This window comes from Variovorax sp. WDL1 (genome assembly GCF_001541225.1).
In the GTDB taxonomy this organism is placed as follows: Bacteria; Pseudomonadota; Gammaproteobacteria; order Burkholderiales; family Burkholderiaceae_C; genus Variovorax.
This window is the reverse complement of the sequence record NZ_LMTS01000241.1, coordinates 1-13,302: the sequence shown is the minus strand read 5'-3', so window position 1 is coordinate 13,302 and position 13,302 is coordinate 1. Positions and strand designations below refer to the sequence as shown.

Here is a 13,302-nt window from a genome sequence, read left to right as displayed (position 1 = left end):
TCGCATGAGCCCCGTGGTCCAGCCACAGGGGTTCACTCCAGCCAACACCCAGGGGATCGTCCAGCTTGCGCTGCCCATCGTTTCGGATGCGCTGAACGCCGGGCAACTTGCCCTCGTGCTGGACCAATTCCCGTTGGCGCCACGCTGGGTCAAGATCATGGTCCCCTCGGCTCGCCTGGAGTTGGTTCGGGTCAAACTCCTTTTCGACGGAATGGCGGCGCAGATGATGTCCGCGGAACCCGTGTAAGCGCGCACGCTCATTTCCTTCCTTCACTCGACGCGACGCTGCGTCTGGGCCTGGATCGGGCTTTAAAGAATTCCGCTGCCGCTGCTTGCCCAACGGACTCTCGTTCAATGTCATGACGTCGCCGCGACGCAGGAAGACCGGAATCGGCTTGACGCAGAGACAACGCCATCGGGCGTGTAAATGATCACGACGCCCGGACAGCAAGGTCATGAGCTAGCGCAGGCCGTGTCGAACAAAATGCCCTGCTGATCGGGCACCTCGTCCTTCGTCATCGGCCAAAGCACCGATGGCGAGGCGAGGCGAAGGCGAAGGCAAAGGCAAAGGCAAAGGCAAAGGCAAAGGCAAAGGCAAGAGTTTCAATGGCATCGGACTTTAGGCAAGGCGTCATTGTTGTTGCCGTTTGATGGCCCTTACTGTCTCAGTCCCGTCCTGCGAGCCAGGAAGCCATCGCGATGACAAGGCCGCGCTTCTATTGCGGGCAAACTCCGGTGAACCAAAGAGCAGCGCAGCCGCTGCCATGTGGAGCGCGGATGCATAGCAATTTGGCGTCGCTTTGTCCGCCGCGCTGGCGAAGCAGGCAACGACCGTCCGCACGCTGTTCTGCAGCCTTTCGGTGAGGCGGCAGCTGCCAGCAGCCAGCAGCCAGCAGGCCAGGAAGCGCTCGCACATCGTGCAGACTCGCGCCCCCGAAGTACCGCCATTCAAAGAGATTCGCTCGAACGGGTCGGAGAAGGGTTCGATAAGTTGCGCGTTATGGTGCCCAAGTCCGATGGTTGTTCTGGGGGTTCAGCTATGGGGACGCTTCCAAAACCCCCGCATCGCCCGCAACCTCTCATCGCGTTCCGTCGTGAGGTACATCGACGTCGTCCCGATCGACGCATGCCCCAGGTTGTTCTGCACGATCTGGATCGGCACCGGTCGCTGCCCTCCCCTGCCGTGCAATGCGTGCGAGGCGTGGGAATGGCGAAGCCAATGGGAGCTGGCCTTTCGAAGGCGCTCGCCATCCTCCCCGCCTACGCCGTCGGCCACCTGCGCAAGAAAATTCTTCATGGCCTGGTAAAGCCCCGAGGCCGACCAGGCAGAGGGTCGCTCGAGCCCCGCTTCAAACCGTGCCATCACGTGGATGCCTCGATTGCTCGGCGCGGTGACCGCGCGCTCCAGGCCGAATCGGCCCAGCTCATCAGCGAGTTCGTCAACCAGCTCATGCGGCACCGGCACTTGGCGGACCCTCGCGCCCTTGCCCACCACCGTGAGCATCCAGTCGGTCGCGGTCGAGCCATCGACATCGCGGTACGCGACCCGCTCGAGGTCCTCGCACTTCACATGCGTGATTTCGGCGAGTCGCAGCCCGGTGGCATACAGCCACCGCATGCCGCGCCGAAGTCGCCGCGCGGCTTCCGTGTCGACCTGGCGCTCGAGCATGGCGTCGAGGTGGTCCCACTGCGTGAACGTCAAGGTTCGGTTGGAGCCCAGCGGCCGCAGGGGTTGGACCGGCATCGCCAGGGCCGCGAACGGGTTGCCCGTCACATAGCCCTGGCTCACCAGAAAACCGAACAGGCTTCTGAGAATGTTCAGCGCATGCCGCAGCGCAGCCGGTGCCAACGGTCCCTCGAAGGGCCGCCACAGCGGCGACCAGCGTTGGCGATGCCGCGGCCCGCACCAGGACGCCGGCGGGTTCTGCAGGAAGTCCCGGAACGCCGGGGCGTCTTCCACGGCCAATGAAGACAGCGCCTTGTTCCGCTCGAGGACAGCCCACAGCAACAGCCGCTCCGCTTCCCGGCGATACGCGCGCTGCGTGGCGGTGAGCTCGCCGTCTTTCGTCCCTCGCCCTTTCGAAGTCAGCCAGGCACCGATGGCCGCATAGTCGTCGGCGGCCACAAGCAGGCATTTTTCAGGCGGTGCACGGAATCGGCCCGCGGAGCCGTCAAGCTCCGACGGCACCACGAATTTTTCCAAGGGCCGAAGGGCCGTCGCCGCCGGCAGCACTTCGGTCAGCGAATCAAAAGTCAAATCCGATCGCCGCTGCGCCGCATGTGCACCGACGCGCAAGCCCAGCGCCGTCTCGTGGGTCTGCAGCCATTCGAGGATGCGCGAGGCCTTGCGCTCCCCCACGCCGGGCACCTGAACCCACCAGCGAGCGCCGACGCCATTCATGTGCTCCACGAGATCGAACAGCGTGTTCAATTTCGCGCGCTCGAGGCGCCCCGCAAGCCGAGGGTTCAGCCAAGCCCCCACCCGATCGCCCGGTCGGGGGTCTTGAGCGACAAGGTTTTGAAGCCACTGCAGTGCCTCGAGTTGCCGCGCGATGATGCGCCCGCGACGCGTGGGGGACGAAGCGCCCTGCCCTGCCCTGCCCCCGCCAGCTTTGCCAGTGCGCGGGTACGCCTCTTCATAGGCCTGGAGCTGCTCGTCTTCGGAGAACTCTTCCATCCCCTGCGCGAGCGCGAACTCGGCCAAGGTCGGTTGCGCAGGTGCTGCGCTGAAGCGTTCCGGATCGAGCCGCAGCAGCCGGGCGGTGCCCGGCTTGTTTTCGCGTTCGGCGGCCGCCGCGAACGCATCCTGGATCCAGGCGATCGTCCGGCGGACGGTCCGCAAATCCGTGTGTTCACCTTCGACGCGCAGATATCGGTCCCAGCTCGCGCGCTCGTCGACGCCCTGGGACAGCGCCCGCATGAAGGCGAAGTGGCTGCTGTCGAGTTTTCGGGGAGGCGGCGGGGGCTTGCGCATGGCGCGGGGTCAGGTCGTGGCGCGCGGCGTTTTTGAAGCGGCCCAGAATTTCCACCAGGGCCGCGACGGCGTCACGGGGTCTGGCAGCTGCGCGACCTGGCTGGCCCGCAGGCGTTGGCGGTGCGCAACCTCCAAGGCATGCGCGATACCGTGGGCCTTCCGATCGCCGCGCAAGGCCTGGGCACGCCAGGCCACCGCGAGTTGCTCGAGTTGAGCGTCATCGAGACTGTCGAGCTGCGAAGGCGTGGGAAGGTTGCTGTGTGCCATCGGATGGGCGGGACGATTAAAAGCTGGACATCATGCGGTGCAACGCTGCGAGCCCCGGCCCACAAGGGCACGAAATTGCATCTTACTAAATTTACTTATCATCAATGCGATTTTGTGATGCTCCGAGCCGTGCTTTGGGAGAAGCTCTTTTTAAGTCGTTGATTTCAATGGAGTTTTTGCGCTCGCGAAGTTGGAATGAGATATGCCCGTCCAGAGGCGGGCTCCCCATTTCACTGCCGTGGACGCTGCGGGGAGTCCCCCCTTTCCAGCGGCGAATCCCAATTGCTCTCACATTGGTCCCGGATGGCCACCCAAAATCCCCCACCCGTGGCCACCTCAAACTCCTCCACCTGAACTGATCGGGAGAGGGTTGTAGGCCGGTGCCACCGGCCCCCTTTGGACAGGACGTGAACTGACCTCCCGAGCGAGGAGGTCGTGGAGTTGAACGTCTTGAAGCCAAACAAGAAAACCACCATCCAGACGCTGCTGGCGCGAGGAGCCGGCCAGCGGGAGATTGCCCGCATCACGGGGATCGACCGCAAAACGATCCGCAAGTACCAGGCGGCGATGGCCGGCGCAAATTCCTCCGGGGTGGCCACCGGCTCGGCGCCTCTGAAGGAGGGCGAGAAAGCGGCCCAAAATCCCCCACCCCGGCCACCGGCGCACACCTCGGCGTGCGAACCCTGGCGCGAGTTCATCCAGGCGCAGCTGCTGCTCAAGCGAAACGCCATGGCGATCTACCAGGACCTGGTGGACGTCCACGGCTTCGGCCATGGCTACAACAGCGTCAAGCGGTTCGTCGCGCAGCTGCGCTCGCGCGAGCCGGAGCAGTTCGACCGGCTGGAGTTCGCCCCCGGCGAGGAGGCGCAGGTCGATTACGGCGAGGGCGCGATGACGCTGGATCCGGTCAGCGGCCGCTGGAAGCGCCCGCGGCTGTTCGTGATGACGCTGCGCTACTCGCGTCGCAGCTTCCGCCGGGTGGTGTGGAAATCCGGCCAGCAGGAGTGGGCCGAGCTGCACGAGCAGGCGTTTCGCTACTTCGGCGGGGTGGTGCGCTATGTCGTGCTGGACAACCTCAAGGAAGGTGTGCTCAAGCCCGATCTGTACGAGCCGGAGCTCAACCCGGTGTACGCCTCGCTGCTGGCCCATTACGGCTGCGTGGCGGACCCGGCACGGGTGCGCGACCCCAACCGCAAGGGCAGCGTGGAAAACGCGATCCAGCACACGCAGGACACGGCGCTCAAGGGCCGGCGGTTCGACTCACTGCAGGCACAAAATGAGTTCCTCGAGCGCTGGGAGAGCACATGGGCGGCCAAGCGCATTCACGGGCGCGAGAAGCGCCAGGTGCAGGCCATGTTCGAGGAGGAGCGTGCCAGTTTGCTGCCGCTGCCGATCACCCGCTTCGCCTTCTTCCGCGAGATGGTGCGCACGGTGTGCGACGACACCACGGTGCGGGTGGACAGCAGCAATTACGCTGCCCGTCCGGCGGCCATCGGTGCGAAGGTGACGGTGCGCCTGTACGCCCACCTGGTGGAGATCCGGGACCGGCAGACCGGCGCGCTGTTGCGCACGCACGCGCGCAGCGAACGGCGGGGTGCCACCGTGCTGCCCGAGGACGAGCGGCCGTTCAACCCGAGCCGGCAGACCGAGCTGCTGTGGAAGCTGGCGCGCGAGATCGGCCCCCATTGCCTGGCGCTGTGCCAGCAGTGGTTTGCTCGCGAAGGACGCGTCGGGCAGCGGCGCATGTGGGGGCTGGTCGGGCTGGCGCGTCACCATCCGGCGGCGCTGGTGGAGCAGGCCTGCGCGCTGGCGGTGCAGCAGCAGCGCGCCACGCTGAAGGCCATCACGGCCATGGTGGGCGAGCTAGCCGAGGCGGCAGCCGCCGCGTCGCCTGTGGCGCCGCCATTGACGCAGCGCGACGAGCTGATCCGCGATGCAGCCACGTACGCGGACTTCTTCGCCGCCGCGACCGGTGGCGTGCCGGTGGCCGGGGAGTGGCTGCAATGAGCATGTCGATCGCCGAACTTGAACGCACCCTGGCGCAGCTTCGCCTGTCCGGGGCGCGCGACACATTGCAGACGCGCCTGGAGCAGGCGCAGGCCTCGCAGATGACGGCGCAGGAGCTGCTGGCGCTGCTGCTGCAAGACGAACTCGATCGCCGCCAGAGCCGCCTGATCGACAAGCGCTACAAGGACTCGCACCTGGACGAGAAGGTCACGCTGGCCGAGATCGACTGGTCGTTCAACCCGAAGGTGCCGCGCGCGGCCTGCTTCGAGCTGCAGACGCTCAAGTTCGTCAGCGAGGGCGCCAACGCCCTGTTGATCGGCAAGCCCGGCACGGGCAAGAGCCATGTAGCCAAGGCGGTGGCCTACCACGCCGTGCAGCAGGGGCTGAAGGTCGCCTATCTGGAGGCCGACACCGACTTCGGCCGCTACGCCTTGGCCGAACCCCGAGAGCGCGAGCTGATGCTGCAGCGGCTGCTGGCGGCCGACCTCCTGGTGCTGGACGACCTGTTCCTGGCCAAGCGCGTCTCGGAGGTGGCGGCGGAGTTGCTGCAGACCCTGGTCCATCAACGGCATCGCCGCCGCGCCAGCGTGCTGGTGACGTCCAACCGGGTGATCCGGGACTGGGGCACCTACCTGGGCGACATGACGATGGCATCCACCATCCTCGACCGGCTGATGCACCGTTCCCGCCTGCTGGAGTTCGAGGGCAAGAGCTACCGGCTGAAGGAGGCGGCTCAGCGCCTGGCCATCAAGGCGCCGGCGGACTGACCCTCAGGCGCGCCCGCCGTGGACAAGCCACCCGTCCACAGGACAGGCCTGTGGACGGCCCCTGCGGCGATCGTGGCCTGCCCACCGCTCCCCGGCGGCCGCCTCCGGCCTGACGCGCTTCGCTTGCCGAACAGCCGTCAAAGAAGAAAAGACGAGAATCCCCCCGTCCTGGCCTGGAGGAATTTGCCCGGCCATAGGTGGGGGAGTTTGAGGTGGCCATCCGGGCATTGGTCAGTCGCCCCCGCCGCGGTCAAGCCAACTTTCGAAGCTTTCGCAGGCCGTCAACGACGGCGTGCTCAAGAAGCTCAGGCTTGAGTTCAGCATAGGTGTCGGCCTCAATGACGATCGTCAGCTCCCCCCCCTTTCCGCGGGTCGCAGTGCCGAACTTGTGGTCTTGGGACTGCAATTCGATGCGCTCGACTTTCTCGAAGCGAGGACTTACATCGATGAGTCTTGCAACGACCACAGCGGCAGACAGATTCTGCCCGCGAACCTTTTCGGCGCGCTTGAGCACTCCGCGACGATCCTTTTCGAGCGCCGCATGGATCTGCTCCGCATGACGAAAGTTGATCTCTAGCGGGCTTCTGAAGCAGTCGACGATGGCGTCGGGCAGCTGAGCAACCAGGAGGGCTTTTCGCACCCACGTGTGGCTGACGCCTAACGCTTCCGCCAGTTGGCGTTGGGTTGGAAAAAGCTGCTCGTCGAGCGCGCGCTGGTACATCACGCCTTGCTCGAACGAGGACAGGTCGGCGCGCTCCCGGTTCTCCCTATCCATGAGTTCAAAAAGCGCCTTGTCGCCCAGGTCTTCGATCCATACCGATGCAAGCACCGGGATCCCGAGCTCGAGGCAGGCCTGGTGCCTCCGGTGGCCAAAGACCAGTTCGAACTCCCCCGGAAGATCGATCACAGGCCGCACAAGGATTGGCTGGACGTTGCCTCCGGCGTGCTCGATATCAGCCTTCAGGCCGGCAAATTCGCTCGTCGCGAACGAGGCCTTGTGACGGTTAGCGTAGCGGCTGTGGCGGATGGTCTTCGGATCCATCTTGCGCGTGGGTAGCGCGCCTTCGTACTGGCGCAGCTTGTCCCGCAAGGACGCCATCTCACCCTCCACCTGCTGGATCTGCCCTCGAAACGCGAGCATCTGTCCGGGTCCCGTACGCGGAAGAAAGCCGCCCACAGCTGCGGGTGGAAACCTGGTTTCCATGCCTGGGGCTGCGGACGGCGCCTGATCCGGTGCGGGCGGAGAAACCGGCATATTGGGCGCTGACCTTTCCAAGTCGGCCGGGAGAGAGAGCCCTGCCGTCAGTGCTTCGAGTCGCTTGCGTGTGCTTGCCATGGTCATGCTTCCTTGTAGAGGCGCGAGACTGATTCGGAGTGTCCGCGTCGGATTTCGGCACGCAGGACGGGACCACGTTCGGTGCCATAGTGCGGCGTCCATAGGCGACAGAATGCCGACATCTGGTCAGTATGGAATTCTCTCGAAGAGCCACCCACCTGCGACACTTCGCTGGAAACCAGGTTTCCACTGTTCCAAGTAGCCAGGACGGGAGCCCTACCTTTGGTCGAAGTTGGGCACGGGCTGCGGCCCTGCCCTCTGCTGTGTGCTGTAGGCTCGGACGTGGAAACCTGGTTTCCACATCCACCCCCTGCGCAGTTTCTGCGCACGCTTGCCCGCGGATTCGATGTCTCGCCCCGAAGTCTGTTCGACGTTAGATGTGTGATCGTGGCGTTCCGCGCGGCCTCCAGGCCGGATGTGGAGACCTGGTTTCCAGATCCGGCGCTTGCGGCTCGCTGACGTGAGCCCGCCGGCCCTGTGAACGCGGCACCCGCACTTGGCCGGCGCGCCGATCGCCTGCCTTCGATTTCCTCCACGACTGCCGAGCCCTGTATGGCAACCTGGTTTCCACAAAACTCTTCGAGTTTTCGAGCGACGCATGGCTCCGGGATCGATGCGCAACGCATGTTCTGATCCGACGCCAGTCGGAAGAGTTGGGCTCCGGCCGCGCCCACCAAACTCATCGCGGAAACCTGGTTTCCACACGCCCTGAGATTTGCAGCCGACAACTGCGTGGAAACCAGGTTTCCACCGTTGCGCCGGTCGCTGCTGGTCCCTCTCCGCTTCATCGGTGCGCCCTGCCCTGGCCCTGCCAGGCGCCCACCATCGACTGCTCAACCAGTTCTACGAACGAGTCGTACGCCTCCACGGCGCGCTTGTAGGTCTTGGCCGCGCCCTCATACTTCTGCACGTCATAGACGGTGGCGAACTCCGCCGCCTTATTGCTCGTCACACTGGTCTTGGGGATCTCGACCGGCAAGGTGTACTCACCATACGTCGCCTGGATCCACTGCCGCACGGCTGGCATCGCCGGATCGGATGCGTCAACCCGGCTTAGAAGCACGTGTAGGAAATCAAAAGCCTTGCCCTCGCGGTCCTTGCTTTGACCGTCCAGGTTGCCCCCGAGGTCCGCGAGTAGCGACCAGAACTGGGCCGAGGACGCGAAGTCCAACCCGGAGGGCGGCACCGGGACCACGATGCCGTTGGCAGCCCAAAGCGCGTTGATGGTGACGTAGGAGAGGGAAGGGGGGGTGTCAATGACAATAACGTCATAGAGATCGCGCACGCTTTCCAGCCCCATGTTGAGCACGTCCCAGAACTTGGCGCCAGGTTCCTGCATCTGGCGCGCCGGCAAGGCGAACTCGGCCGAGAAGAGGAAAGGGGCCGCGGCGACCAGGTCAATGCCGTCCCAATAGGTCGACCGGATGGCGTACCGAATGTCGCTTTGTGTACCGTCGCACAGCGGGCCGATGGTCATGTCCTCGGTCACCTCGGCCTCCGGGAGCAAACCGTGCAGCGTGGTGAGTGACCCTTGCGGATCGGTGTCGATCGCCAGGACTCGGTGGCCCCGCAGACTCAGCCCCTGCGCGAGGATCATGGCGGTGGTCGTCTTCGCCACCCCGCCCTTGAAGTTACCCACCGCGATCGTGATGGCCTTGCGGTCCGCGGGGCGCATCTTTTCGCCGCGGTAAGTGCGAGTCCAGCGCCGGAGCTCGTCCAAGCCAAAAACGCGCTTGCCGCCGGAAGGCGACAGGCGCCCGGCCGGAAGGTCCTCCTTGGTGATACGGTACGCAATGTGCGCCTTGTCCATCCCGCACAGCGCGGCCAGCTGCGCCGTGGAGTAGGTGGGGGCCGTCTTGCGGGCCTCGGGGGCCAGGAGCATGCCCCGGATCTGCTCGACCATGGAGCCGGCGCGGGCCGCTAGGCCAGCGATGCGCTCCATGTTGATGGTTGGGCGCGGTGGGGCAATGTCAGTGGAAACCTGGTTTCCACCGACTGGCGGTACGAGAGCGGACATATTGAAGAAGCCTCATTCGACAGAATTCGGCGATTCTATGAGAATCTGCCGAATGAACAAGTTTCAGCCATTCTCCCCTGGAACACCCTCCGCGAAGTGTGAGGTTTATTGGGGAACCGGGGCTTTGGCGGGTCACCAACGCGTTCCGCCAAGGGGTTGAGACGGCCTTTCCCACCCGTGGGCACATCCTTATGGCCCTCTGCAGGGCTATGCACGGGGCGCTGAGGGATTGAAGGAGGGCGGTTGCCCATATCCACTCACATCAAACCCCAAGCCACCTCACATCTTGGTTGATAGGAACCCAGATCTGCTCACCTCAAATCCCATCCGTTCTCACATTATTTCCCAAGGAACCTCACACCAAGTGGTGCAAGCCATTGATCCAATTGAGGAAAATGAAACTTCAACTCTTCAATCTCCCAAGTGTTTCACTTCAACAGCTCAAGCGAAAGCACTCTGCCAACTGTGAATTGACGAAATCACATTAGGCCGACATGATGTGAGCTTCAGCACGAACACTACTTTCATGGTCGAGGACGAATCCCCGCGCAGTTCGCCTCGCCCACCCCCCTCGGTCGAGGAGCAAAGCGTTGCCAAGGCCAACGAGGCCATCGCCATCCGCCCGAAGCGCGGACGCCTGACCCTGCTTTCTCGGCGCATCTATAACGCGCTGCTCTACCATTCCCAGCGTCAGGGCGTTGACGAGCCGGTTTACCGATTGGCCCTGAGCGAGTTGATCGGTGACGCACGCTTCAACTCCAACAACACGGAGCTGCTGAAGTCCCATCTGCGCGATATGCAGGCGACGACGATCGAATGGTCGACCAGCAGCAGCTCGCTCAAGCGCTGGGTTTCGTCCCAGCTGCTGGGCACCGTGACCATCGAGGAGCAGGGCAGGGGGCGCCCGTGCATGGTCACTTGGCGCTATCCCGAGGAAATAAAGGAGCGCCTCGTCAAGCCCCACCAGTACACGCGGGTGTTGCTCGAGATGAGCAGCCAGATGCGCAGCTACTCGGCGGCCGTGCTCTACGAGATCGGTGCTCGTTACCTGACTTCGCCCGGTCGGTTGTCCATGCGAGAGGACGTAATGTGGTGGGCTGCGGTCCTGACCGGTCGCAGCGATATCAAGGAAGTGGACTACCGCTTCCTCAAGCGCGACGTCATCAGCAAGGCGATCGCCGAGATCGACGCCTTGTGCGAGGAGTTCGGGTTGGAGCTGATCGAGCACAAGAGAGGCCGCAAGATCGAGGAAATCCAGTTCCGAGTGGTCCCCAAGGTTCAGCAGCGGCTTGAGGACATCAACGCCGCCAACCGCAACGTTTTCGACCTGGAGCTGGTGGGGCGCCTGATTGCGCTGGGGATCAAGCAAGACGAGGCGCAGGACCTCTATGCAACCACGGACGAGGGGCAGATCCGCGCGACCCTGGATCACGTCGACGCGCGACTGCGCAGCGCTACGATGCCGGCTCTGAAATCGCCTGCCGCCTATTTCAAGGACGCACTCAAGAAGGGTTACGCGGGCGTCGGCATCGCGGTGCCCGCTTCGCCGCCGGACGAGCCAGGCGCCGCACCCGCTACGTCCGTTCCCACGCTGTCGGAGGGCGACCGCCTGCGGCGCATCCGCGAACTGTGGGAAAACGATCAGATGGCCAAGGCGCGCGCGATGTATGCGGAAATGCTGGAGCCGATGCAGGCGGAGTGGCGGACACGTTTCCAGGTCGAGCAGCTTGAGAAGGTTGCCTCTCCCATCGCGCGTGCCTGGCGCCGCGATGGGCCGGCCAGTCGCATTGCCGGGACGACGTTCTTCAAATGGCTGGCCGGCACCACCTGGCCCGCGGAGCCGACGGACCGGGTGCTGTTGGACTTCGCCCTGCAGCGGGGCGTGCCAGGCCTCTGACGGCGGTCCCTGGCCAGACTGGTTTCAGGAATCTGCATCGAGCGGCCGCTGCGCATTTGCGCGGCAAGGTGCTTGGACGCACGATCCCTTCGCAGGGTATTTGGTTGGCCGCGCTTGGGGCGGAACGAGTAACCGAGAGGCTTGTCTTTTCCCATCTGGCGTTCGCCCATCGGGTGGGTGCCAGGCTCACGTGCCCACCAAGATCGCTTGAATCTGACGCCGGCACTTAGAGGAACGTTTACGCTGCTACCGCTTAGTTCGCGTCGTAAGTTAGCCATCACATCGATCTCATAACTAGCACCCTTGACACGTCCGGGTGCTGTCGCAAGTGGCCACCGCCCTCGAAAAGTTGGCACGTGGGCGCGCTCCGCTTCACACGCCGGGGACGCCCCGCCTTGTAAATGCATTATATGAACCAACGTGCGATTAGTTCATTTGTTGAGGTACAGTATTACCCATCAAGGCAGGTAATCGAGGCAACTGCATTCCCTTTGCATAAGGAGCATACAAAATGACCACTTCGGAACGTACGCGTCGCCGTCAAGCTGCGGAAATGACACCTGAAGAGTTGGAAATGGCTCGCACGGCACAGCGCTGCATCGGCGAGTCGTTGGATCGCTCGCGAGCGGCGAGCATTCTTTTGACCAGCGACGATGGGGATCTCCCGCCGGTGCAGGTGCCGACAAAGGCGCTGCGGTTGATCGGTGAAGTGCTGGGTGCATTGAGCGAGCGTAGGGCGGTGACTGTTATCTCGGACAAGCAAGAAATGACGACCGTCGAGGCTGCCAACCTTCTGAACGTTTCTCGCCCATTTGTCATTCGCGCGATCGAAGAGGGGCGGCTGGCTCATCGCATGGTCGGCACACATCGCCGCATTCCGTTCGACGGGTTGATGGCTTTTCGTGCGCAGATGCGTGAAAAGCAGATCGCAGCCTTGCAACGGCTGTCTGAAAACGCGCAGGAATTGGGCCTCGAATACTGATGGCGGGGAACGCGAGGTACACAGCCCTCTTGGACGCCTGCGTCCTTTATCCGGTCAGCGTCGCCGACGCTCTGATGAGCGTTGCCGTGACCGGGTTGTTTGCCCCCAAGTGGACGACGGAGATCGAGGCAGAATGGATGGGCAACCTCGAGGCTGAACGCCCCGATCTCGTCGGCAGGCTCAGCTTTCGCCGCGACAACATGCGTGAAGCCATTCCCGATTGGGAGATTTCGGAAGCGGCCTGGCGGCCGCTTGTCGGATCGCTCACGCTGCCTGACCCCGATGACGTCCACGTGCTTGCCGCTGCGATCGTTGGCCATGCTGATTGCATCGTGACCGCGAACCTCAAGGACTTTCCGAATGATGTCCTGGCGGGATACGATTTGACGGCAGTGCACCCAGACGATTTCTTGGTCGCACAGCTTGATCTGGACGAGATTGCTGCATTGACGGCATTCAAAGCCATGCGGGCACGGTCCAAGCGTCCTCCCTTCTCGCCGGAAGAGTTCGCTGATGTCCTCGAGCGGAACGGCCTGGCCGCAACCGCTGAGCGCTTGCGAGAGGCAGCTGCGCTGATCTGAATACGACCTCATCACCTGCGTGAGCGCCGGGATCGCTCCCGAAAGCCAATGCGTCGCGCGCTGATGGCTTGGACCGACTCTCGCGTGCTGACATGTCTTCCCTGCCTCATCGTTCATGCGTTCCCATCGGAACCAGCACTCGCTCGCGAGCCCTTAAATACGGGAGAAGCCCGGTGCTCTTCGGGTCCCTGCATAAAGACTGAAGAACCGAGGCGTCATGCTGACCTGCTGGGCGAACGGCCTGCGGCTGTGGCCGATCGGTCAAACTTTTTGCCAGCGACGTCAAACGAGGGAGGGCAGGTGCCCGACGGTTCGTTGACGTCTGATTCTGACTAGTTCGCGCCACAAGGTCTCTTGTGAACGTCGAGGACATCGATTGCTTCACGAGCCCCGCGGCCTACTACCGACGGCGCTGCACGAACTCGTGTACTAGATGGGGTCTCCTCGTTTTCAGTGCAATAAGTGACGGTACGC

10 protein-coding genes are annotated in these 13,302 nt (G+C 63.6%); 6 read left to right on the top strand and 4 right to left on the bottom strand.

Going from position 1 to position 13,302, the window contains the following annotated elements:
• Positions 1–247: hypothetical protein (locus tag APY03_RS29845; RefSeq protein ID WP_232324468.1), on the top strand; the 247-nt coding region annotated here is incomplete at its 5' end.
• A 786-nt stretch (positions 248–1,033) separates the two neighbouring features.
• Here APY03_RS29845 and APY03_RS29840 read toward each other — a convergent pair.
• Positions 1,034–2,974 carry a phage integrase family protein gene (locus APY03_RS29840; protein ID WP_068682758.1) on the bottom strand — a complete coding sequence of 647 codons (1,941 nt, stop codon included), beginning with the start codon at positions 2,972–2,974 and terminating at the stop codon, positions 1,034–1,036.
• Positions 2,975–2,983: 9 nt separating this feature from the next.
• Positions 2,984–3,241 carry a hypothetical protein gene (locus APY03_RS44775; RefSeq protein ID WP_068682756.1) on the bottom strand — a complete coding sequence of 86 codons (258 nt, stop codon included), beginning with the start codon at positions 3,239–3,241 and terminating at the stop codon, positions 2,984–2,986.
• Between the two features lie 441 nt (positions 3,242–3,682).
• On the opposite strand from APY03_RS44775, the gene istA reads away from it, so the two are divergent.
• Positions 3,683–5,248: an IS21 family transposase gene (gene istA, locus APY03_RS29830; protein ID WP_068682754.1), complete on the top strand. Its 1,566-nt coding sequence runs from the start codon at positions 3,683–3,685 to the stop codon at positions 5,246–5,248.
• Positions 5,245–6,015: an IS21-like element helper ATPase IstB gene (gene istB / locus APY03_RS29825; protein ID WP_068682752.1), complete on the top strand. Its 771-nt coding sequence runs from the start codon at positions 5,245–5,247 to the stop codon at positions 6,013–6,015. The genes istA and istB overlap by 4 nt, the downstream gene beginning before the upstream one ends.
• Positions 6,016–6,265: 250 nt before the next feature.
• Here the strand turns inward: istB and APY03_RS29820 are convergent, their stop codons facing one another.
• Together APY03_RS29820 and APY03_RS29815 are read right to left on the bottom strand one after the other, a co-directional pair.
• On the bottom strand, positions 6,266–7,351 hold the full coding sequence (locus APY03_RS29820) for a ParB/RepB/Spo0J family partition protein (protein WP_068682762.1): 1,086 nt from the start codon (positions 7,349–7,351) through the stop codon (positions 6,266–6,268).
• 784 nt (positions 7,352–8,135) lie between these two features.
• Positions 8,136–9,293: an AAA family ATPase gene (locus APY03_RS29815; protein ID WP_162584081.1), complete on the bottom strand. Its 1,158-nt coding sequence runs from the start codon at positions 9,291–9,293 to the stop codon at positions 8,136–8,138.
• 574 nt (positions 9,294–9,867) lie between these two features.
• Here APY03_RS29815 and APY03_RS29810 point away from each other — a divergent pair.
• The 3 genes from APY03_RS29810 to APY03_RS29800 all read left to right on the top strand — a co-directional run bounded on the left by APY03_RS29810 (position 9,868) and on the right by APY03_RS29800 (position 12,828).
• Positions 9,868–11,265: a replication initiation protein gene (locus tag APY03_RS29810; protein WP_232324467.1), complete on the top strand. Its 1,398-nt coding sequence runs from the start codon at positions 9,868–9,870 to the stop codon at positions 11,263–11,265.
• A 511-nt stretch (positions 11,266–11,776) separates the two neighbouring features.
• Positions 11,777–12,247 carry an excisionase family DNA-binding protein gene (locus APY03_RS29805; RefSeq protein WP_068682746.1) on the top strand — a complete coding sequence of 157 codons (471 nt, stop codon included), beginning with the start codon at positions 11,777–11,779 and terminating at the stop codon, positions 12,245–12,247.
• Between the two features lie 29 nt (positions 12,248–12,276).
• Positions 12,277–12,828 (top strand): PIN domain-containing protein, encoded by a 552-nt coding sequence (locus tag APY03_RS29800; protein WP_232062360.1) that lies wholly within the window; start codon positions 12,277–12,279, stop codon positions 12,826–12,828.
• The last annotated feature ends 474 nt before the right edge of the window (positions 12,829–13,302 follow it).

Coding starts and splice junctions, on each gene's coding strand:
- APY03_RS29820 (WP_068682762.1), bottom strand. CDS start 7,351: ATGGCAAGCACACGCAAGCGACTCGAAGCACTGACGGCAGGGCTCTCT.
- APY03_RS29815 (WP_162584081.1), bottom strand. CDS start 9,293: ATGGAGCGCATCGCTGGCCTAGCGGCCCGCGCCGGCTCCATGGTCGAG.
- istB (WP_068682752.1), top strand. CDS start 5,245: ATGAGCATGTCGATCGCCGAACTTGAACGCACCCTGGCGCAGCTTCGC.
- APY03_RS29805 (WP_068682746.1), top strand. CDS start 11,777: ATGACCACTTCGGAACGTACGCGTCGCCGTCAAGCTGCGGAAATGACA.
- APY03_RS44775 (WP_068682756.1), bottom strand. CDS start 3,241: ATGGCACACAGCAACCTTCCCACGCCTTCGCAGCTCGACAGTCTCGAT.
- APY03_RS29840 (WP_068682758.1), bottom strand. CDS start 2,974: ATGCGCAAGCCCCCGCCGCCTCCCCGAAAACTCGACAGCAGCCACTTC.